The following is a 20,939-nucleotide window of genomic DNA, read 5'->3' on the forward strand; positions in this document are numbered from 1 at the left end:
GTCCGAATAAACTCCTTTTTGTTTACTTTTTTTATGGCTGTCACAAATAAAATCATATATTTGCATGAGTTATTAAATATACCGACTCATGATGAATTCTTATTTGTCTCAAATGGTTCCGCAACAAGCGGAAAAGTATGGGAATAAAATAGCCTTAAAATACCGTGATTACGATACGGATTCTTGGATTTCCGTTACATGGAATCAATTTGCAAATAAAGTACGACAGGTTTCAAATGCCCTCATTGCCTTGGGGATAAAAGAACAAGAAAATATTGGAATTTTTTCACAGAACAAGCCGGAATCTCTTTATTTGGATTTTGGAGCTTTTGCCGACCGTGTTGTGACGGTTCCTTTATACGCTACCAGTTCGGAGACTCAAGTGCATTATATTTTAGAGGACGCTGAGATTCGTTTCCTTTTTGTTGGTGAGCAATATCAATATGATACAGCTTATCATGTATGCAGTCAGTGTAAAGGGCTCAGGCAAATTATTATTTTTGATCCATCTGTAACGCTTGCTCCAGAAGACAATACATCTATTTATTTTGATGCTTTCTTGGAGAAAGGAGGAAGCGGTGCTTTTCAGGAGGAAGTAAACAGACGCACTGCGGCATCTTCGTCGGATGATTTGGCAAATATCTTGTATACATCAGGAACCACAGGAGACTCGAAGGGTGTCATGCTTTGCCACTCTAATTATGAGACAGCTTTTAAGATAAACAAAATTCGGTTGGTGGACTTGAGCGATAAAGATGTTGTCATGAGTTTCTTGCCGTTTACTCATATCTTTGAGCGTGCATGGTCTTATTTCTGTTTAGGTCAGGGATGCGTGCTTTGCATCAATTTGCGTCCGCATGATATACAGAAAACGATAAAGGAGATTCGGCCTACAGCAATGTGTAGCGTTCCGCGCTTTTGGGAAAAAGTTTATGCAGGAGCACAAGAAAAAATTAACGAGACAAAAGGTTTGGCTAAAGCCATGATGTTGGATGCCTTGCGTACCGGTAAGAAGTATAATATTGATTACCGGATGAACGGCAAAAAGCCGCCTTTGTTTCTTGCCATGAAATATAAGTTTTATGATAGAACTATTTTTAATCTGTTGAAGAAGACCATAGGGATAGAAAACGGAAACTTTTTCCCCACTGCCGGTGCTGCTATACCTGAGAAAGTGGAAGAATTTGTCCATTCGGTAGGTATCAATATGGTTGCCGGATACGGATTGACGGAAAGTACAGCTACGGTGTCTTGTGATTGGAAGAACGACTTTCGTATTGGAGGGGTAGGTCGGGTTCTCTCAGGAGTAGAACTGAAGATAGGAGATAATAATGAAATCCTGCTGCGTGGGGGGACTATAACAAAAGGATATTATAAGAAAGAGGCCATTACGAAAACTGTGTTTACAGACGACGGCTGGTTCCGTACGGGAGATGCCGGTTACATGAAAGATGGATTTTTATATCTCACCGATAGAATCAAAGATTTGTTTAAAACGTCGAACGGAAAGTATATCGCTCCGCAAGCCATCGAAACCAAGTTGGTGGTAGACCGGTATATCGACCAGATTTCGGTGATTGCCGACCAGCGGAAATATGTTTCGGCATTGATTGTTCCTGATTATCCATTGGTAGAAAAGTATGCACGCGAGCATCACATTGCTTATACCGATTTGAAAGACTTGTTAGAGAAGCCGGAGATACAAGAACTGTTCCGAATGCGTATTGATGTATTGCAGCAGCAGTTTGCCCATTACGAACAGATAAAGCGGTTTACGCTGCTTCCCCAGCCTTTTAGCATGGAGCGGGGAGAACTGACCAATACACTGAAAATAAAACGTGCGGTTTTGTTGAAGAATTATGCGAAAGAAATAGAGAAGATGTACGAAGATTAAGAGCGTTTAAATTTTGCTCTGCCTCAGTTTGATATTTGTTTCCGAGGAGGATAGCAGGCTATCTGACGAGTGAAAACGGAAAAACAGACCGGAAACAAACTCAAAAGGGGCGGATAAAAAGACTTAATCGGAAAATTTAAACGAAGGCTCTAAATAAGAAAGCGGAAAATGTTTCGATAAAGATTGAAGCATTTTCCGCTTTTTTTCTGTTTGACGCGGGCCGCCCCAAAGGAAATCCCTGCTGTGTGATAGGCTGTAAACTAAAATAATCGTATCTTTGTACCCTCAAAATCAATGAAAATAATTTCCCGATATGATAACAATTGACCAATTAAAAGATGTAAAAGAACGTACAGCTGCACTTTATCGTTATTTGGATATTGAGAATAAAAAAGTCCAAGTAGAGGAAGAACAGCTCCGTACACAAGCTCCCGGATTTTGGGATGATGCGAAGAAAGCAGAGGCACAAATGAAGAAAGTGAAGGGCTTGCAGGGATGGATTGAAGGATACAATGAAGTAAAGACGCTATCAGACGAACTGGAATTGGCTTTCGATTTTTACAAAGACGAACTGGTGACAGAAGCTGAGGTTGACGATGCATACGCTAAAGCACTTACAGCGGTAGAAGAACTTGAATTGAAGAACATGCTGCGTTCGGAAGCCGACCAAATGGATTGCGTATTGAAAATAAATTCCGGAGCCGGAGGTACTGAAAGCCAAGACTGGTCTTCGATGTTGATGCGTATGTACATGCGCTGGGCGGAGAGCCACGGTTATAAGTTGTCGGTAGCCAACCTTCAGGAAGGCGACGAGGCGGGCATCAAAACCGTTACGATGAATATCGAAGGTGCCTATGCTTACGGTTATTTGAAAGGCGAGAACGGAGTACATCGTTTGGTACGTGTCTCTCCTTATAATGCACAGGGCAAGCGTATGACTTCGTTTGCTTCGGTCTTTGTTACGCCGCTTGTCGATGATTCGATCGAAGTAACGGTAGAGCCGGCGCGCCTGTCATGGGATACGTTCCGAAGCGGCGGTGCGGGAGGACAGAATGTCAACAAGGTAGAATCGGGCGTGCGCTTGCGTTATCAGTACAAAGACCCTTATACAGGCGAGGAAGAAGAAATCTTGATTGAAAATACCGAAACGCGCGACCAGCCGAAGAATAAAGAAAACGCCATGCGTCAGTTGCGCTCTATCCTTTACGACAAAGAGTTGCAACACCGCATGGAAGAGCAGGCAAAGGTAGAAGCCGGAAAGAAAAAGATTGAATGGGGCTCGCAGATTCGCAGCTACGTGTTCGACGACCGCCGCGTGAAAGACCACCGTACCAACTTCCAGACTTCGGACGTCAACGGTGTTATGGACGGAAAAATAGATGGTTTCATCAAGGCTTATTTGATGGAATTTTCCGACAGCGAATCGTAAAAGTAAAGATTTCGTTTGTATTTTCCTGAATTAGTTGTATTTTTGGTAAGTTGAATTTTAAAAAATAGAACTATGGGAAACTATAACAGACAAGTACGACGACAAAATCACGAAAAACGCGAAGAAGAAAAAGCGAACCGCCTGTTTAAATCAATATGTATTGCGCTGCTGCTATTGGCTGTACTGATGATTGTGGGATATGTATTGGCTTCGTGATAAATTTATTTTATAACACGTATATAATTAATGAAAATACAGTGTTGAGGAACGGATTCTGCGTTTCAGGATGGCAAACTGACTATCCGGTGCGCGGAATCCGCTTTTTTATGATAAAGACAAGTAAGAAACAATAACGATTATGGCGCAAGCAATAGAAATCGAACGCAAGTTCTTGGTGCTTGACTCGTCTTACCGCGAGCAGGCTTTTTCCAGTAGTAGGATTTGTCAGGGATATATTTGCAGTATGCGGGGGCGTACGGTGCGGGTGCGCATTCGCGACGGGAAAGGGTATCTTACCATCAAAGGTGCTTCGAACGAATCGGGCACAAGCCGTTATGAATGGGAACATGAACTTCCGCTCTCGGAAGCGGAAGAGCTGATGAAACTTTGCGAACCGGGGATGATAGATAAAACACGCTATCTGGTAAAATGCGGAACGCACACATTCGAAGTGGATGAGTTTTATGGAGCAAACGAAGGACTGGTTATAGCCGAAGTAGAACTGGCAGACGAAAACGAACCTTTTGAGCGCCCCGCTTTTTTAGGAGAAGAAGTGACGGGGCAGGTAAAATATTACAATTCATTTCTGATGAAAACGCCTTATAAAGACTGGGAAGAAAATAAAAAACAGTCAGAATACCCCCTGTAAACTATCCGAATAGGGGGTGAAAACTGTTATCTGATAGTTTGTACCCCATCAGATAACGGTTATTGGGAAGTGGTCTCTTCTTTTTTGGGTTAATATTGCGATATCGAAACGATAAAAATAAAACGAATATTAATCTCAAAAAACATACAGATGAGAACTGCATCATTTGCTCAGAATTTATTGAGCGTACAGACAGAACTACTTCACTTTGCGTATAAACTTACGTCAAACCAAGAGGATGCGAACGACCTTCTTCAAGAAACATCATTGAAGGCTTTAGATAACGAAGAAAAGTATACGGCAGAAACCAATTTCAAAGGGTGGATGTATACTATCATGAGGAATATATTTATCAACAATTACCGTAAGGTACTGCGTGACCAGACTTATGTAGACCATACCGAGAATCAGTATTATTTGAATCAAGGACTGGATATTGAAGGCGAGTCGACCGACAGCTCATACGATTTGAAAGAAATGCATCGCATCGTTAATGCTTTGCCTAAAGAGTATCGTCTTCCTTTCTCCATGTATGTATCGGGATTCAAATACCGTGAGATAGCCGACAAATTGGGGCTTCCTTTAGGTACGGTAAAGAGTCGCATTTACTTTACACGCCAAAAATTGCAGGAAGAATTGAAAGATTTCCGTTGAAAATCCTTCCAAAAACACAAGCGGATGCGTTGATAGATTCATGCGTTAGTGTTGGGTAAAACATCCGCATGTTTTGACTGACACATGCGGTAGAATTTCAGACTGATGATTAGGTGATTTCAGTAACCCAAAGTAAGGGTATTAAGCCTGCCATTATGAAACTGCGTTTTTCATTGGCAGGCTTTATTTTTTATACTTCCATATTACCGGCCTGCAAATATAGTAACCTAAAACCGAAGCGAGGATAACCCCCGTACAGTTTGCTGCAAAGTCCATCCAGTCGCCACTGCGGGTTTCGGTGCAGGTGGCTTGCAGGACTTCGATGCACCCGCTCATCAGTATCGGACATACGACAGTTCCCGTAATTAAGCGTTTGAGCATCAATGAGCAGTGGCGGAACAGATACTCTATCCATAGCGTGACAGACAATCCCCCATACATGCATACATGAACCATCTTGTCGATATAAGGAATTTCGTTTAACTCGGTTTCCGGAGGAGTGAAAAAAGAAAGATACCAGATAATCGCGATGACAATCAGTGATAAGGGATAACGTTTAATATAAGCTATCATGTTTAAATTCTTTATATTTGCTGCAAAAATACGAAGTTTTTTGTACTTTTGTACCCGATTTTGGTTCTAATTATCATCAAAAAGACAAAGTACATTATGCAACAACATCATCACGAGCGAGTTAGTTTCGGAAGTAAGATAGGTGCTATTCTGGCTGCGGCAGGTTCTGCGGTAGGTTTGGGGAATATCTGGCGTTTCCCTTATGAGACGGGAAATCATGGCGGAGCGGCCTTTATCCTCATTTATTTGGGCTGCGTTTTTATTTTCGGACTTCCTATCATGATGGCTGAATTTACTATCGGACGCCGTTCGAAAGCAAGTACGGGAGGAGCTTATCGCGTATTGGCTCCGGGCACTCCGTGGAAATGGGTAGGTTATTTGGGCGTGTTGACCGGTTTTCTTATATTGGGATATTATACCGTTGTGGCAGGCTGGACGCTGGAGTATATCTTTCAGGCAGCTACTTTAGGTTTCTCCGGTAAAAGTCCCAACGATTTTATAACCATGTTCCAGCATTTTTCGCAAGACCCGTTGCGTCCGCTCATTTGGCTGTTTATCTTTATGTTTGCTACCCACTTCATTGTGGTGCGCGGTGTGAAAGACGGTATTGAAAAGTCATCGAAAGTCATGATGCCGGTGCTTTTTATTCTGGTTGTTTTGCTGGCAATATGTTCGCTTACCTTGCCGGGCGCAGAGAAAGGAGTTGAATTTCTGTTGAAACCCGATTTCAGCAAAGTTACTGCCGACGTATTTTTAGGTGCAATGGGGCAGGCATTTTTCTCGCTGAGTCTGGGCATGGGCTGTCTGTCTACCTACGCTTCTTACTTCGGAAAAGATACCCGGTTGGGACATACGGCTATGAGTGTAGGAGTAATAGATACCTGTGTGGCAGTATTGGCCGGACTGATTATTTTCCCGGCGGCATTTGCTGTGGGGATTCAGCCCGATGCAGGTCCTTCGCTGATATTCATTACGCTCCCCAACGTATTCCAGCAGGCTTTTGCCGGAGTTCCCATATTGTCTTATGTATGCTCTGTTGCGTTTTATGTATTGTTGGCGCTGGCAGCTTTAACCTCTACGATTTCTTTGCATGAAGTTTCTACTGCCTTCCTGCATGAAAAGTTCGGATTTACCCGCACCCGTGCAGCTTCACTCGTGACAACGGGCAGCCTGCTTATCGGAGTTGTTTCATCGCTGGCATTGGGCGAATGGAGCACATACAGGATAGCGGGAATGAACGTCTTTGATGCGCTTGATTATTTGACGGCAAAAATCATGCTTCCCGTTTCCGGAATGTTTGCGGCTCTTTTTGTGGGTTGGGTGCTCGACCGCAAGATTGTACGCGGCGAAGCAACCAACTACGGTACTCTCAAGTCGTCTTATTATCCGCTATATATTCTGATACTGAAATTTGTTGCCCCCATCGGCATTGTTCTGATATTTGTCAACGAATTAGGGTTGTTAGGATAACGGCTGCATGTGGAAAGACTTTTTTTATTACTCCAAGTCAGAGCGGCGTGTCATTTTGTTTCTGCTGGTTTTGGCTGTATTTTTCTTGGGCTTTTACGTAGGCGCAGGACGGTGGAGCAGCCAAGAGTCTGCCCCGGAAGCTAAGAAAAGTCCGGCGGTAGATTCATTTATTGCCGACGTAAAAGCAAGAAAACACCGGAACTATCCCCGCCGTGAGTTGCGCAATGACGCTGCTGCCGAACAAATTCCGGTTGTTTTATCCCCGTTCGATCCCAATACAGCCGATTCCGTAACCTTACGTCGGTTGGGTTTGTCCGCCTTTGCCACCCGTAACGTACTGAAATACCGCTCGAAAGGCGGACAGTTTCGTACCCCCGAATCGTTTGCACGTATCTATGGATTAAGCGAGGCGCAATATGAAGAGCTATATCCTTATATCCGCATCCCGAAACAGCAACCGAAGTATGACACCGTTTTACATCGTGCTTCCGTAAAAAAAGATTCCATTATTCCCCGTGTTTCTTACAAATACCCCGAAGGAACGGTAATCGACTTGAATGCAGCTGATACGGCCGAACTGAAACGCATTCCCGGCATCGGCAGCGGACTGGCTCGCATGATTGTCGCCTACCGGAATCGTTTGGGAGGTTTTTATAGCGTTTCCCAACTGCAAGAAGTTCCCCACGTGGGAGAAGAATTGAACAAATGGTTCAAAATAGAATCCGACTCCCTGCGTCGGTTGAGCGTAAACCGCGACAATTTAGACCGGTTGCGTTCCCACCCCTACATGAATTTTTATAAAGCCAAAGCCATTGTGGAGTATCGCCGCAAGCGTGGAAAGATAAAAAGTCTGTCGCGCCTCTCACTGTTCGAAGAGTTTTCAGAGGAAGATCTCCGGCGTTTGTCTCCTTATTTGTCGTTTGAGTGATGTTTTATTGAATGGAGCTGATAGGATGGTCTTTGACCGCATCCCTGCATGTCTCAGAAGTGCTTTAAAACGGCAAAATCATGCGTCCTTTTGTCTTGTAAAATGCTACGGTTAGTGTTGCTTCATCCATGCGGTAGAATTACTTGGTTCTACCCATACGTTGCCTTGTTTTGCGAATAGAATTTTTCAGGCTTGAAATAGGGCGGGGTGGGGATATCAATAAGATAGGGTAACATTGGAGTTAAATGTTTGATTTACTTGATGAAAGATGTGTAAAAATGGCATGTAAAACGAGGGTTCCCTGCATTTACACATGCCATTTTGCTCTATGTGTCTGATTGGTTTACAGATGTTTTCCCGATGTGTTTCATTCCTTTATTTCCCGGCATCGTCTAATTGTTTCCTCAGTTCGTCCATCTTCTCCGGCGAAGCTGCTGTCTTGTAACGTATCTTACCTTCCTTATCAATTATCACGTAATGCGGTATGTACAGTGCGCCGTTATTGCCGAATGTGCCATAAATTTCTTGATTGAAGGCTTCCTGAACGCGGATGTGTTCTCCTTTCAGGTCATAGAGGGCTGCCATCTTTTTCCATTTCTCTTCGTCTTCCGGACGGTCAATTGACAAGTATAGCAATACGATGTCTTTCTCTTTGGCGTAATCTTGCAGGGGTTTTACGAAGGCGAATGATTCGCGGCACGGACCACACCAAGTAGCCCAAATATCCATGAAGATTACTTTTCCTTTATATAAATCCGTAATCTCCTTCAAGGTTTTGACGTTAGTTGCATCAAGGAAATGAATGTCTTCCGACAGTGTTATCTGATTAAAAGCCTTGTTTTTTGCTACGGCAGCTTGAACCAATGTCCGCCAAGAGCTTTCGGGATATAGTTCGAAGAAGCGTTCGTTCAATAGTTGTATCTCTGGACTGAATTTTTCTCGGCTTTGGTCTTCCAAAAAGAGCAAAGCCATTGCTGCTTCTTGTGCCTTGCCCGTTAATGTGTGTTCATACGAGTAAAAGAGTACGTTTGGGTAATCTTGTTTGATAGTATCCGGAAGTTTTTCTCCCCGCATGAAGTAGCGTATTCCTGCCTCATTGCTTGCCACATCGTGGAATGCCGGACTGAAAGGACTGTCCGGATGGTTGATTTTACAGAAATCAGTCATCTTGTCCAGTTCGGCAAACCAAGACTTTTTGGTGGCTTCCGAAGCTCGATAGCAGGTTGCCATAGTCTGATTCTGGAAAGCTAACAATAGCTGCATACGTATGTCTTGTCTGGCTTTTGTTTGTAAACTTTCATCCAGACCGTCCAGTTGCGCTTCCAGCGAATCTGCATACGCTTTCAGTCTATGGGAAACAGATGTAGCTACCGTGTCTTTTGCTATTTGCCAACGGTCGCCCTGACGGGTACGTAAATCCAAAACATCGGCATCTAATTGGTTAAGGAGTTGGGTCAGTTTAATAACCTTTTCGTCCAATCCGCTGATGGATAGGTGGTGTTTATCCGAAGCGTCGATATTAAGATGGATGTTATGATCTTTGGTTATCACAGATCCTAACGCTGCTTTTCCCCACCAAATGAAGTCAATGCGCTCATATTCTCGTGCTGGCAGTGTCAATGTGAATGTACTGTCCGGCTGTATGTGTAAGGTATCTGTTGTAAACGGATTGAACATGCCGTCTGTCGATATCCTGTAAACGATAGTCCCGTTATTTATATTCCGGATAGAGCCGGTTATACGCACTTCCGGTTCGTTTTGGCAGGAAACCAGCAAATTACTCATTAAGAGGAAGTAGATAAAAGGTTTCCAACATTTTGTGTTTTGTTTCTTTTCGCAAAGCATAGTGCAATGATATGATAAGGTTTCTATAAACTTAGCAGATAATGAGGAATCACTTTGCCTGTCGATAAGCTGATAAAAATGTACCCTTTTGGAAGATATTATTCTGATATCTTTCAAAAGGGTATTAAGTAAGTATTATTGATGTGCAATATATCCCGCAGCCTTCGCAATCTTGGTAGGAATTTCTGTATTGTCGATGCGTCCGCGGAACAAATCAGAGCCTGCTCCGATGGCGAATACCGGAACATATCCTGCCGAATGTCCGCCGCTGGTCCATCCAACGAGGGCTATTTCGTCAAGGATGCGTTTTGCTTCTGCCGCTATCGGTTCATCTTGGGCGTATTCGCTCTTTTCCATCTTAACTTGCTGGTTTTTCAGACTCTTTTCATAGATGTCCTTCAGGCGCGCTTCCTGCTTTTCCGAAAGTTTCACCTTGTCCCAGAAACCGAAGTTGTCTTTTAGGGCTTGCTGTATTTGTTCCCACGTTACTTGATTGTTGGTCTTGGCACGCAGTTGGTTTACGATTCTGGTAAATCCGTTTTCGCTCACCTTCTGGTTTTTCAGCACCTGAAGGTTCAGTTCATACGCACCTGTGCCCAGTACCAGTCCGCCCGTTTCATGGTCGGCGGTAATTACAATCAGCGTTTCGTCCGGGTGTTGCGAATAAAACTCGTAAGCCACCTTGATGGCGTTGTCGAAGTCGGTTACTTCATGGAATACCGTAGCCGCATCGTTGCTGTGACAAGCCCAGTCTATTTTCCCGCCTTCCACCATTAAGAAGAAACCTTTTGTGGCATCTTTGCTCAGGAAATTGATTGCCGAACGCGTAATGTCCTGCAAGCTCAGGTCGGTTTTCTTGCGGTCGATGGCGTAAGGGATGGCGGTGCGGTCAGCTTTCGATGCCTCCTCCGTTTGGAAAAGAATCATCTTATCCGCTTTCTTACTCTTTTTCAGATACTCTTTATAACCGCGTGCGATGGTGTAACCGTTCCGTTCCGCCATGCTGTACAGGTTTTCAGAGCCAGCCTTTCCGCCGTTGTCCGGGTCAAGGAAATCAGAACCGGCATAAAAGTCAAATCCCGTTGTATACAGGTCTTTCCCTATCTCGTAATAGCTTCCGCGTCCGGCCTCGTGTGCATAAAAGGCAGCCGGAGTAGCATGGTCTACACTCACGCTGGTGGCGATGCCCACACGCTTTCCGCTTTCTTTTGCCCATACAGCTACGCTGTTTACAGGTGTCTCCAAGTCTTTCAATACGCCGATAGCCCCGTTTTTGGTTTTGTTTCCGGTGGCAAGTGCCGTTCCGGCAGCAGCAGAGTCGGTCACTCCGTTGGTGGCAGAAAAGGTAGTGGCTACGGTAGCCTGCGGAAACTGGGGAAACGACAGGGGTACGATACCGATTTTTCCTTCCAGTTCCCCGCGGTAAAGTTCGGTTCCCAAAACTTGGTTGACGCCCATGCCGTCACCGATGAAATAAAATACATATTTTGCCTGTTGTGCGTATGTCGAATAAAAAGACAAAAGCGTAAAGGCAATTAAAAGCGAAAATTTTCTCATAGATAACAGTTGTTTTTAATCTTTAAATGTGCTTACAAAAATAAGGAAAAAACAAGATACGCACGGGCTTTTCTGCTAAAATGTGGTATACAACGAATAGGATGTAACGTTATTGTCATACAAATGAGAATGGTTTCTTACATTTATAAAAAGAATAGTATTTATGAAAAAAAGTGAATTTATCGGGATTTGTTGTTGGGGCATTTCCTTACTGACCTCGTGTCAGCAAAACGAGTTTTTAGCAGAACATTCTGATGAGGTATTACAGTTAAGGTTACGGGCATCGGTGTGGAGCAACCATGTTGCATCACGTACAAGTACCGAAGAAGGGGGGACTTCCACGTTTCAGGAAGGCGATAACATCGGCTTTTTTATGCCCGAAGAAGAGAATCAGGCAAAGTGGACACTGGAAAGTGGAGAATGGCAAACGGAACAGAACCTGCAATGGAAAGATAAAGTAAATGAGTACACTTTCTGTGCTTATTATCCTTATTCGGATGCGACAGTTTCCCGGACGGCAGTTGAAATGACGGATTTAAGCAAACAGTCGGGCACGCTTTCCGGCATAGGGGAACAAGATTTTCTCGTAGCCCGCTGTACTGCTTCGTACGAGACAAATGACGGAGTGGTCTCTTTTACCGGACAATCAGCTTTTAAACATGTCTATGCGTTGGTTTCGGTGACGATAAAAAAAGACAAGGAGTCGGAAAACGTATCAATGAACGAAATAAAATTTGAAGGAAAAGATTTGTTTAGTAAATGCAGCTATCAGTTTGGAGCTACTTCTGAAAAGGATACTGTTTTGGTAATCGAAGAAAATTCGGGCAATTCACTGACGTTCAGTTATGAGGAGCCACAGACAGTAGAAGCGGAAACAGGATATCGGGTTTTGGCATTGTTCAACCCTTCAAAGCTAAAAGAGAATTTGCACTTTTCGATTGCTTATCAGCGCGATGGAATTTCATATACAGCTTCGACCGACCAGATGGGTACGACATTCGATTCGGGCAAGTTTTATAATTATACATTAAAACTATCGAAAGAAGGCTTGACTGTGGTTGGAAATACGATAGAAGGATGGGATGTAGAGACATTACCCGATATTTCTGTTGAAGAAAATCCCGCAGAATAAGTAAAAGAAGGAAGACACAGAAAGCGGCATTTGCTTGATATAAAGCAGTTGGCTGTATTTCTGTGTCTTTTGTTTTCGATTATTCCTGTTTTTGCGCAAAAACTTGTACCTTTGCAAACCTTAAATAATACACATCTTAATACAATTTATTCAGGAATATGAAAGCTCTGAAAGAACGCATCATGCGCGACGGGAAATGTTTTGAGGGAGGCATTCTCAAGGTAGACAGTTTTATCAATCACCAAATGGATCCGATTCTGATGAAATCGATGGCGGTAGAATTTGTACGGCGCTTCGCCAGTACGAAGATTAACAAGGTGATGACCATTGAGGCGAGCGGTATCGCACCTGCCATCATGGTAGGATATTTGTTGGAACTTCCCGTGGTATTTGCCAAGAAGAAAAAGCCGAGTACGATGGAAAACATGCTGACTACCACGGTTTACTCGTTTACGAAAGACCGCACGTATGATGTGTGTGTAAGCAAGGATTACCTTTGTCCGGGCGACCGTGTGTTGTTTATCGACGACTTCCTTGCCAACGGCAATGCGGCAAAAGGCATTATCGACTTGGTTCGGAAGGCAGGAGCAGAGCTGGTAGGCATGGGCTTTTTGATTGAAAAATCATTTCAGCACGGTGGCGATTACCTGCGCGAGCAAGGCATTCATGTCGAGTCATTGGCAATAATCGAGAGTTTGGATAACTGTCAGATTAAGATAAAAGAGTAAATCTCCGGTTCATGGAAAAAGAAACACAACAGGATTCGGCTCAGAAAGCCGGACTTATCTATGGGTTGAATGACCGTCCTCCTTTGAAAGATACGGTTTTTGCTGCACTCCAACATCTGCTTGCTATCTTCGTTGCAATTATCACGCCTCCGCTGATTATCGCCGGAGCATTGAAGCTCGATTTGGAAACGACGGGGTTTCTGGTGTCAATGGCATTGTTTGCATCGGGTATTTCAACATTTATTCAATGTCGGCGCATCGGACCGGTGGGGTGCGGACTACTCTGTATTCAGGGAACCAGTTTTTCTTTCATCGGGCCTATTATTACGGCAGGCGTTACCGGAGGATTGAGTACGATATTCGGTGCGTGTATCGTAGCTTCATCGGTAGAAATGCTTATCAGTAGGATACTGAAATATACACGTAAGGTAATAACCCCGTTAGTTTCGGGAATTGTGGTGACACTTATCGGCATGAGTCTGATAAAAGTGGGCATTTCGGCTTGCGGTGGCGGTGAAGTAGCGAAAGCAGACGGCACATTCGGCGCTTTGGAGCACGTGGGACTGGCGGCTTTGGTATTGGTGTTGATTATCTTCTTTAACCGCAGCTCAAACCGCTACTTGCGTATGAGTTCCATCGTAATAGGGCTGGTGATAGGTTACGTGGCGGCATGGGCATTGGGCATGGTTGATTTTTCGTCTGTTCAAAACTTTGGGGGAGTGAATATCCCTATTCCCTTCCGTTACGGAATCTCGTTCGACATATCGGCTATCATCGGACTTGCACTGGTTTATCTGATAACGGCGATAGAAGCGTATGGCGACATTACAGCCAACTCACTTATTTCCGGAGAACCGATAACGGGAGAAAAATTTGTGAAACGGGCTTCGGGCGGTATCTTGGCAGATGGGTTTAATTCAATGTTAGCAGGTATCTTCAACTCATTCCCCAACTCCATCTTTGCACAAAATAACGGAATGATTCAGCTTACCGGTGTGGCGAGCCGTTATGTGGGTTATTTCATTGCAGGATTCCTGATTCTGTTGGGACTGTTCCCGGCAGTGGGACTTGTGTTTTCACTCATGCCCGAACCTGTATTGGGAGGCGCCACTCTACTGATGTTCGGAACCGTGGCTGCGGCAGGTATCCGCATTATTGCTGCCCAAAAGATAGACCGTAAGGCTACATTGGTGATGGCTTTGAGTTTTTCTTTCGGACTGAGTGTCGAACTCGTACCGGAAATTCTGAGTCAATTACCCGATACGGTTCGTAACATCTTTTCTTCGGGTATCACAACAGGCGGGTTGACAGCCATTCTGTCGAATCTGTTGATACGGGTGAAAGAATAAAAAGCGAGGTTCTGTTGAAAAGTTATTCGCTTTCGAATCGCTTTTCAATAGAATCCAATATCGCATACAGTTCTTCCAATGTCTCGGCGCGAAGCATGGCGATGCGTGTGTCTCTGAAGTTAGGAATCCCCTTAAACAGCGGGGAAGCTGCCAGATGTCGGCGTACGTGGAGAATCCCCCGGCGTTCGTCTAACAAGCTAACGCTGTCTGCTACTTCGCGGCGAAGCACATCCATTTTCCACTTAAAGCCTAACGGCGGCAATTCTTCACCTGTTGCCAGATAATGTTTTACCTCTTTGAATATCCACGGTCTGCCAAAGCTGGCACGTCCTATCATGATAGCATCCACTCCGTAACGTTCGAAACACTCTTTGGCGCGTTGAGGTGTGGTTATGTCTCCGTTACCGATAATCGGGATACGCATACGCGGATTCTTTTTTACTTCACCTATCAGAGTCCAGTCGGCTTCTCCCGTATACATCTGTGCGCGGGTACGTCCGTGAATGGTCAGTGCCTCGATACCGCAGTCCTGCAACTGTTCGGCAAGTTCGACGATGATTTTGTGTTCGGCATCCCATCCCAGACGGGTTTTTACGGTAACGGGAATCTTAACGGCATCAACCACGGCGCGGGTGATTTCCAACATCTTCGGGACATTCTGCAACATGCCTGAACCCGCTCCCTTTCCTGCCACCCGTTTTACCGGACAACCGAAATTCAAATCAAGTATATCCGGCTGCGCTTGTTCCACAATGCGGGCAGCTTCGACCATCGTATCAGTATCTTTTCCGTAGATTTGAATCACCACGGGACGTTCTTTTTCGCTGATGTTTAGTTTAAGTAAAGTTTTTCCTACCGACCGTATCAAGGCATCGCTCGATACAAATTCAGTGTATACCATGTCGGCTCCAAACTCTTTGCATAACAAACGGAAAGCCGGGTCGGTTACGTCTTCCATCGGAGCCAATAAAACGGGTTGATTTCCTAAGTCTATGTTTCTTATCTTCATTACGGTTGGTTTGTTTAAGTATCTTTATCCGAAGCAAACCCCCATACGGCGGCCTTGTATGATGAGGTCGTGGTTTTCTGTGACTAATTTTAATTTTCCGGCAGTCTCTTGTAACGGAATAGAGCCGATGACATCACCTTGCAGTGCCACCATACGTCCGAACTGGCCTTGCGCTATCAGTTCGGTTGCATGTCCTCCCATCCGGGTAGCAAGGTTACGGTCGAAAGCCGTAGGGCTTCCTCCCCTTTGAATATACCCCAAAACCGTTTCGCGTGTTTCAAAGCCGGTTTCGTATTCTATTTCTTCGGCAATAAATTGGGCAGCTTTTTTTCCGTCGCGCGTAGGAATCCCCTCGGCTACGACAACGATAGAGTAAGGTTTCCCTTTTTTCAATCGGTTGATAATTGTGTCTCCGATTCGGTGCATATCGAAAGGAATCTCAGGAAGTAGGATAATATCTCCGCCTCCCGCCATACCGGAATAAAGCGCAATCCATCCGGCTTTATGTCCCATCACTTCGATTACCATGACGCGCTGGTGTGAACTGGCAGTAGAGTGAAGACGGTCGATGGCATCGGTAGCAATAGAAACAGCCGAGTCGAATCCGAAAGAAATATCTGTGCCCCATACATCGTTATCAATCGTTTTGGGGATAGATACCACGTTGACTCCCGCTTCTTGCAGTTTGGCAGCCGTTTTTAACGTACCGTTTCCGCCGATGCAAACAATGCAATCCAATCCGCGTTCATGAATGGTATTCAGCAGCATGGCAGGCTTGTCTTCCGACATGGCTACGTTTCCCCGTCTTCTGAAAGGTTTCTCTCTGGAAGTTCCCAAAATGGTTCCACCCATATTGAGCAGTCCGGTTAAAGAACTTTCAGTTAACGGAATGACATCATTATCCAATAAGCCACGAAAACCGCTATGAATACCATATACTTCCATTCCGTAATAGTTGATAGCTGTTTTGCAGACGCCGCGTATCGTTGCATTGATTCCCGGACAGTCTCCTCCCGAAGTCAAGATTCCTATCTTCATAATTTCTGTATTTGCTTTGTGATGTAAAGGTAAGAAAAAACTGTATAATTGTCATATCAAAGGAAAAAATAATACAAAGCGTTCCTTATTTATGTAGAAAAAAATCTACCTTTGCAGACTAAGGAATTGAAATAGAGTAACTGATGAATTCTACAAAGTTAATAGGAAAAGTATTCGGACCAAGGCAGCAGGCAATAGCGCGTTATGCTAACGAGGCAGAAGCTATACAAGACCGAGTATTCCGAAAACTGATACAAACAGCCTCTTCTACGGAATGGGGAAAGAAATATGATTATAGTGAAATAAAGACCTACGCTGATTTTCAACGGGTCCCTATTCAAACGTACGAAGACGTAAAAGGGTATGTTGACCGTATGCGTCATGGTGAAGAAGATGTGCTTTGGCCGGGTAAAGTGGTATGGTATGCCAAGTCTTCCGGAACTACGAACGACAAAAGCAAGTTTATACCTGTAAGTAAGGACGGACTGCATCATCTTCATTATCAAGGAGGGGTGGATGCTGTAGCTCTTTATTTGCAACAGAACCCGGAGAGTCGTTTTTTCTCAGGGAAAGGGTTGATTCTGGGAGGTAGTCACAGCCCGAATTACAATGTGAAAGATAGCTTGGTGGGCGACTTGTCTGCCATCTTGATTCAAAATATCAATCCGCTGGTTAATTTCATCCGCGTTCCCAGTAAAGAAATCGCTTTGTTAAGTGAGTTTGAAGAAAAGGTGGAGCGCATCGCCGAAACAACCATCCACGAAAATGTTACCAACCTGTCGGGAGTCCCTTCGTGGATGCTGGCTGTTATCAAACGTATTTTAGAGAAAACAGGAGCGAAATATCTGAATGAGGTTTGGCCCAACTTGGAAGTCTTTTTCCACGGGGGCGTATGTTTTACTCCATATCGTGAACAGTATAAAGCATTGATTCCGTCGGATAAGATGCATTACATGGAAACGTATAATGCCAGCGAAGGTTTCTTCGGCCTGCAAAGCGATTTGCATGACCCTGCCATGTTGCTGATGATAGATTACGATGTGTTTTATGAATTTATTCCGCTGGAAGAAATTGATAATCCGAATCCTCGTATCGTTCCGCTGACAGGCATTGAAGTTGGAAAGAACTATGCAGTGGTTATCAGTACCTCGTGTGGTTTGTGGCGTTATATTCTTGGCGATACGGTGAAGTTTACTCAAAAAAATCCCTATAAATTTGTTATTACCGGACGTACGAAGCATTTTATCAACGCTTTCGGCGAAGAGCTGATGGTGGATAATGCGGAAAAAGGATTAGAACGCGCTTGTGCGGAAACCGGTGCGCAGGTGTTGGAGTATTCCGCTGCTCCGGTGTTTATGGATGCCGATGCGAAATGCCGTCACCAGTGGCTAATCGAATTTAGCGTGATGCCCGACTCGCTTGATAAGTTCCGCGATACGTTGGATAAGGCATTGCAGGAAATCAACTCAGATTACGAAGCCAAACGCCATAAAGACATTACGTTGCAAAAATTGGAGATCATCGTAGCCCGTCCGAATTTGTTTCACGACTGGTTGAAACAAAAAGGCAAGTTGGGCGGCCAGCATAAAGTGCCCCGTTTGAGTAATACTCGTGAAACAATAGAAGAAATGCTGAAGTTGAATAAAACAAAACGCTGAAAAAGTGGTTTGAATTAATAATATATTATTGATACATGCGTCCTATACCTAAATACATAGCTTTTTTGTTGGTGATTATCGGCTTTTATGCTTGCGCCAGTACAGGTACTCCCGACGGTGGCCCTTATGATGAAACTCCCCCCAAGTTCATTCGTGCCACTCCGGAGCCGAATGCAACCAATAATAAGCGAAAGAAAATCAGCATTGAGTTTGATGAGTATATCAAGTTAGACAAAGCCTCTGAAAAGGTTATCATTTCTCCGCCTCAAAACGAAGCTCCAGAGGTAAAGGTGAGTGGACGGCGTGTTTTGGTTGAGTTCTTCGATACACTGAGAGAAAATACAACTTATACCATTGATTTTGGAGATGCCATAGTAGATAATAACGAAGATAATCCGATGGGAAACTTCGCTTATGCATTTTCAACGGGCGAAACCATTGATACGATGGAGGTTTCGGGGACGGTTCTGAATGCTGCCGACCTTGAACCGGTGAAAGGTATTCAGGTAGGATTGCATAAAAATCTGAATGATACGGCGTTTACCACATTGCCGTTCGACCGCATTTCGCGTACAGACAGTCGCGGGCATTTTACCATCCGGGGAGTATCTCCCGGAACCTACCGCATTTATGCTTTGATGGACGGTAATCAGAACTATTTGTTCGACTCAAAAACCGAGGCCATCGCTTATCTGGATTCATTGGTCGTGCCAAGCATGACGGGAGCTGTCCGCTACGATACGATATGGAACGAAGTCGATACCTTAGCTTATGATACGATTTACGAAGTGAACTACACCCGTTTCTTACCCGATAACTTGGTTTTACGCTCGTTTAAAGAAGAAAATCCGCTTCAGTATCTGATGAAAAGCGAACGGGCGCAACTGAATCGCTTCTCACTGTATTTTAGTGCAAAGTCTGATACGCTTCCTACTTTGCGCGGATTGGATTTCGATTCTGAAAATGCGTTTGTCGTAGAGTCTAATCTGCGTAACGACACGATTCATTATTGGATTAAAGATACCACGCTCTGCGAACGCGATACGCTGACCATCCAGTTAGATTATTTGGCAACCGATACGTTAGGGCAATTGGTTCCGAAAACCGATACCCTGCGCATGGTGAACAAGATAGGGAAGGAGCGGCGTATGGCTTTGGCGGAAGAGGCTCGGAAGAAAGAAGAGAAGGAACGTAAGAAGCGTGAAAAGAAAGGAGATACGTTACGGGTTGAAACCAAATTCCTGACGATGAACGTCGATGCGCCGTCGGAGTTAGACATCAATCGCAATATAGTCCTTAAATTCGACGAGCCGGTAGCCCGTATTGATACTTCGGCTATTCATGTAGCAATGATGGTAGACAGTTTGTGGCAGGATATTCCGTTTATTTTCATGGCAGACTCCGTTGCTCCGAGGCAATACCAAATCCTTGCCAACTGGCAGCCGGGTAAAGAGTATCAGTTGAAGATAGACTCGCTGGGTATTCAGGGGATATACGGGCTTTACACCAATAAAGTAGAGAATACGCTGAAAGTTAAAACATTGGAAGATTACGGAACGTTATATTTAAATATCATAGGAGCTTCGCCCCGCGCCATCGTACAGCTGTTGAACAGTAGTGACGGCGTAGTGCGCCAACAAACGGTAACAGACAAGAATACTTGCGACTTTTATTTCTTGCAGCCCAGCACGAAGTACTACATTCGTCTCATTAACGATGAAAACGGAAACGGAGTATGGGATACGGGTAACTATGCCGAGAAAAAACAAGCGGAGGAGGTTTTCTATTTCCCGAAGGTTTGGGAAATGAAAGCAAACTTCGAGTTTGAAGAAACATGGGACATCCATGCCACTCCGGTTGATAAGCAGAAGTTAGACGAAATAAAGAAACAGAAACCTGACGAAGTTAAAAAAATCAAGGACCGCAATAAAGAGCGTGCCCGTAAATTAGGAAGAACACAATGATGAAGAAAGTAATTTTCTGCATAGTCCTCCTGATAGGGAGTATATGCATGGTTAAGGCCCAGTGTGGCGCGGTAAACGATGCCATCAAGCCCGGAGAATCCCTCTCTTACGAATTGAAATTCAACTGGAAGTTCATTTGGATTAATGCAGGATGGGCAAAAATGACTGTCAATAACTCAACGTTCGAGGGCAAACCTTGCTTGCAGACAGATTTGGAGTCGTACACCAACAAGAAAATAGATTTCTTCTTCAAGATGCGCGATACGCTGACTTGTATCACCACCGAAGATCTTATTCCGGTTTATTTCCGGAAGGGAGCTGAAGAAGGCAAGCGTTATACGGTTGACGAGGTGCGTTTCAGCTATAAAAACGGTAAATGTATAGTCGACCAGCAGCGTACACTGCGCGGGAAAACCGACAAGCGTCACGATGAAATGCCCGTTTGCGTGTACGATATGTTGAGTATCCTGCTTCAGGCACGTTCTTACGACCCAACCGATTACAAACCCGGACAAAAGATTCTGTTCTCAATGGCAACCGGACGGGCGGTAGAGAAACAAACCCTGATATTCCGCCGCAAAGAAAACTACACGGCAGAAAACGGAGTAACTTACCGCTGTTTGGTATTCTCACTGGTAGAATACGATGCGAAAGGTAAAGAAAAAGAAGTCATAACGTTTTATATAACCGACGACCGCAATCACCTACCTGTCCGTCTTGACATGTACCTCAACTTCGGTTCTGCCAAAGCATTCCTTACCGATATCAAGGGGAATAAATACCCGCTGACATCGATTGTGGAAAAATAAAAATTAGGATAAACAACACACTGATTTGTTCTTT

The 20,939-nt window shown here is 44.4% G+C and carries 18 protein-coding genes; 13 read left to right on the forward strand and 5 right to left on the reverse strand.

The genetic code is table 11. The annotated features are described in order from the left end of the window. Nucleotides 1–88 precede the first annotated feature (88 nt). The 5 genes from M3085_RS12505 (at nt 89) to M3085_RS12525 (ending at nt 4,845) form a co-directional block, all read left to right on the forward strand. Nucleotides 89–1,894, forward strand: coding sequence for an AMP-dependent synthetase/ligase (locus M3085_RS12505; protein WP_249053162.1), 1,806 nt, complete (start codon nt 89–91; stop codon nt 1,892–1,894). A 313-nt stretch (nt 1,895–2,207) separates the two neighbouring features. Continuing rightward, nucleotides 2,208–3,323, forward strand: coding sequence for a peptide chain release factor 2 (gene prfB, locus M3085_RS12510; RefSeq protein ID WP_178256623.1), 1,116 nt, complete (start codon nt 2,208–2,210; stop codon nt 3,321–3,323). Between the two features lie 72 nt (nt 3,324–3,395). Further along, on the forward strand, nt 3,396–3,539 hold the full coding sequence (locus tag M3085_RS12515; protein WP_178256624.1) for a hypothetical protein: 144 nt from the start codon (nt 3,396–3,398) through the stop codon (nt 3,537–3,539). Nucleotides 3,540–3,681: 142 nt separating this feature from the next. Further along, nucleotides 3,682–4,191, forward strand: coding sequence for a CYTH domain-containing protein (locus M3085_RS12520; protein WP_178256625.1), 510 nt, complete (start codon nt 3,682–3,684; stop codon nt 4,189–4,191). 150 nt (nt 4,192–4,341) lie between these two features. Further along, on the forward strand, nt 4,342–4,845 hold the full coding sequence (locus M3085_RS12525; RefSeq protein ID WP_178256626.1) for an RNA polymerase sigma factor: 504 nt from the start codon (nt 4,342–4,344) through the stop codon (nt 4,843–4,845). A 183-nt stretch (nt 4,846–5,028) separates the two neighbouring features. Here M3085_RS12525 and M3085_RS12530 read toward each other — a convergent pair whose 3' ends face one another. Beyond that, nucleotides 5,029–5,418, reverse strand: coding sequence for a VanZ family protein (locus M3085_RS12530; RefSeq protein WP_249053163.1), 390 nt, complete (start codon nt 5,416–5,418; stop codon nt 5,029–5,031). Between the two features lie 96 nt (nt 5,419–5,514). Between M3085_RS12530 and M3085_RS12535 the strand changes: the two genes are divergently transcribed. After that, a complete protein-coding gene (locus M3085_RS12535; RefSeq protein WP_249053164.1) occupies nt 5,515–6,888 on the forward strand; it encodes a sodium-dependent transporter in 1,374 nt (457 codons plus the stop codon). Nucleotides 6,889–6,895: 7 nt separating this feature from the next. Next, the gene (locus tag M3085_RS12540) at nt 6,896–7,816 is read left to right on the forward strand and encodes a helix-hairpin-helix domain-containing protein (RefSeq protein WP_249053165.1); all 921 of its coding nucleotides are present in this window, start codon (nt 6,896–6,898) and stop codon (nt 7,814–7,816) included. A gap of 375 nt (nt 7,817–8,191) precedes the next feature. On the opposite strand, the gene M3085_RS12545 is transcribed toward M3085_RS12540, so the two are convergent. After that, entirely contained in the window at nt 8,192–9,601 is a 1,410-nt protein-coding gene (locus tag M3085_RS12545; protein WP_249053166.1) for a TlpA disulfide reductase family protein, read from the reverse strand. 195 nt (nt 9,602–9,796) lie between these two features. Then, nucleotides 9,797–11,218 (reverse strand): alkaline phosphatase, encoded by a 1,422-nt coding sequence (locus M3085_RS12550; RefSeq protein WP_178256631.1) that lies wholly within the window; start codon nt 11,216–11,218, stop codon nt 9,797–9,799. Nucleotides 11,219–11,381: 163 nt separating this feature from the next. Between M3085_RS12550 and M3085_RS12555 the strand changes: the two genes are divergently transcribed. From M3085_RS12555 to M3085_RS12565, 3 genes are all read left to right on the forward strand, one after another. Then, nucleotides 11,382–12,350 carry a fimbrillin family protein gene (locus M3085_RS12555; protein ID WP_249053167.1) on the forward strand — a complete coding sequence of 323 codons (969 nt, stop codon included), beginning with the start codon at nt 11,382–11,384 and terminating at the stop codon, nt 12,348–12,350. Nucleotides 12,351–12,508: 158 nt separating this feature from the next. After that, nucleotides 12,509–13,078, forward strand: coding sequence for a xanthine phosphoribosyltransferase (gene xpt, locus M3085_RS12560; RefSeq protein ID WP_178256633.1), 570 nt, complete (start codon nt 12,509–12,511; stop codon nt 13,076–13,078). A gap of 11 nt (nt 13,079–13,089) precedes the next feature. After that, nucleotides 13,090–14,427, forward strand: a complete 1,338-nt coding sequence (locus M3085_RS12565; RefSeq protein WP_249053168.1) for a nucleobase:cation symporter-2 family protein — start codon at nt 13,090–13,092, stop codon at nt 14,425–14,427. A 22-nt stretch (nt 14,428–14,449) separates the two neighbouring features. Here M3085_RS12565 and dusB read toward each other — a convergent pair whose 3' ends face one another. Further along, nucleotides 14,450–15,436, reverse strand: coding sequence for a tRNA dihydrouridine synthase DusB (dusB, locus tag M3085_RS12570; RefSeq protein ID WP_249053169.1), 987 nt, complete (start codon nt 15,434–15,436; stop codon nt 14,450–14,452). A gap of 24 nt (nt 15,437–15,460) precedes the next feature. Further along, nucleotides 15,461–16,474, reverse strand: coding sequence for an ATP-dependent 6-phosphofructokinase (locus M3085_RS12575; protein ID WP_178256636.1), 1,014 nt, complete (start codon nt 16,472–16,474; stop codon nt 15,461–15,463). A 143-nt stretch (nt 16,475–16,617) separates the two neighbouring features. Between M3085_RS12575 and M3085_RS12580 the strand changes: the two genes are divergently transcribed. From M3085_RS12580 to M3085_RS12590, 3 genes are read left to right on the forward strand one after another with little or no spacing between them, the layout of a single operon-like run. Then, the gene (locus tag M3085_RS12580) at nt 16,618–18,132 is read left to right on the forward strand and encodes a GH3 auxin-responsive promoter family protein (RefSeq protein ID WP_178256637.1); all 1,515 of its coding nucleotides are present in this window, start codon (nt 16,618–16,620) and stop codon (nt 18,130–18,132) included. Between the two features lie 35 nt (nt 18,133–18,167). Next, a complete protein-coding gene (locus M3085_RS12585; RefSeq protein WP_249053170.1) occupies nt 18,168–20,096 on the forward strand; it encodes an Ig-like domain-containing protein in 1,929 nt (642 codons plus the stop codon). Beyond that, a complete protein-coding gene (locus M3085_RS12590; protein ID WP_178256641.1) occupies nt 20,096–20,905 on the forward strand; it encodes a DUF3108 domain-containing protein in 810 nt (269 codons plus the stop codon). The genes M3085_RS12585 and M3085_RS12590 overlap by 1 nt, the downstream gene beginning before the upstream one ends. The last annotated feature ends 34 nt before the right edge of the window (nt 20,906–20,939 follow it).

The sequence above is a fragment of the Bacteroides caecicola genome (assembly GCF_023337095.1).
Lineage (GTDB): Bacteria > Bacteroidota > Bacteroidia > Bacteroidales > Bacteroidaceae > Phocaeicola > Phocaeicola gallinarum.

Bases quoted from the DNA above. Each gene is read 5' to 3' on its own strand.
- M3085_RS12590 (WP_178256641.1), top strand. From the start codon at position 20,096: ATGAAGAAAGTAATTTTCTGCATAGTCCTCCTGATAGGGAGTATATGC.
- M3085_RS12585 (WP_249053170.1), top strand. From the start codon at position 18,168: ATGCGTCCTATACCTAAATACATAGCTTTTTTGTTGGTGATTATCGGC.
- M3085_RS12555 (WP_249053167.1), top strand. From the start codon at position 11,382: ATGAAAAAAAGTGAATTTATCGGGATTTGTTGTTGGGGCATTTCCTTA.
- xpt (WP_178256633.1), top strand. From the start codon at position 12,509: ATGAAAGCTCTGAAAGAACGCATCATGCGCGACGGGAAATGTTTTGAG.
- M3085_RS12515 (WP_178256624.1), top strand. From the start codon at position 3,396: ATGGGAAACTATAACAGACAAGTACGACGACAAAATCACGAAAAACGC.
- M3085_RS12535 (WP_249053164.1), top strand. From the start codon at position 5,515: ATGCAACAACATCATCACGAGCGAGTTAGTTTCGGAAGTAAGATAGGT.
- M3085_RS12505 (WP_249053162.1), top strand. From the start codon at position 89: ATGATGAATTCTTATTTGTCTCAAATGGTTCCGCAACAAGCGGAAAAG.
- prfB (WP_178256623.1), top strand. From the start codon at position 2,208: ATGATAACAATTGACCAATTAAAAGATGTAAAAGAACGTACAGCTGCA.
- dusB (WP_249053169.1), bottom strand. From the start codon at position 15,436: ATGAAGATAAGAAACATAGACTTAGGAAATCAACCCGTTTTATTGGCT.
- M3085_RS12580 (WP_178256637.1), top strand. From the start codon at position 16,618: ATGAATTCTACAAAGTTAATAGGAAAAGTATTCGGACCAAGGCAGCAG.
- M3085_RS12520 (WP_178256625.1), top strand. From the start codon at position 3,682: ATGGCGCAAGCAATAGAAATCGAACGCAAGTTCTTGGTGCTTGACTCG.
- M3085_RS12575 (WP_178256636.1), bottom strand. From the start codon at position 16,474: ATGAAGATAGGAATCTTGACTTCGGGAGGAGACTGTCCGGGAATCAAT.
- M3085_RS12545 (WP_249053166.1), bottom strand. From the start codon at position 9,601: ATGAGTAATTTGCTGGTTTCCTGCCAAAACGAACCGGAAGTGCGTATA.
- M3085_RS12565 (WP_249053168.1), top strand. From the start codon at position 13,090: ATGGAAAAAGAAACACAACAGGATTCGGCTCAGAAAGCCGGACTTATC.
- M3085_RS12530 (WP_249053163.1), bottom strand. From the start codon at position 5,418: ATGATAGCTTATATTAAACGTTATCCCTTATCACTGATTGTCATCGCG.
- M3085_RS12550 (WP_178256631.1), bottom strand. From the start codon at position 11,218: ATGAGAAAATTTTCGCTTTTAATTGCCTTTACGCTTTTGTCTTTTTAT.
- M3085_RS12525 (WP_178256626.1), top strand. From the start codon at position 4,342: ATGAGAACTGCATCATTTGCTCAGAATTTATTGAGCGTACAGACAGAA.
- M3085_RS12540 (WP_249053165.1), top strand. From the start codon at position 6,896: ATGTGGAAAGACTTTTTTTATTACTCCAAGTCAGAGCGGCGTGTCATT.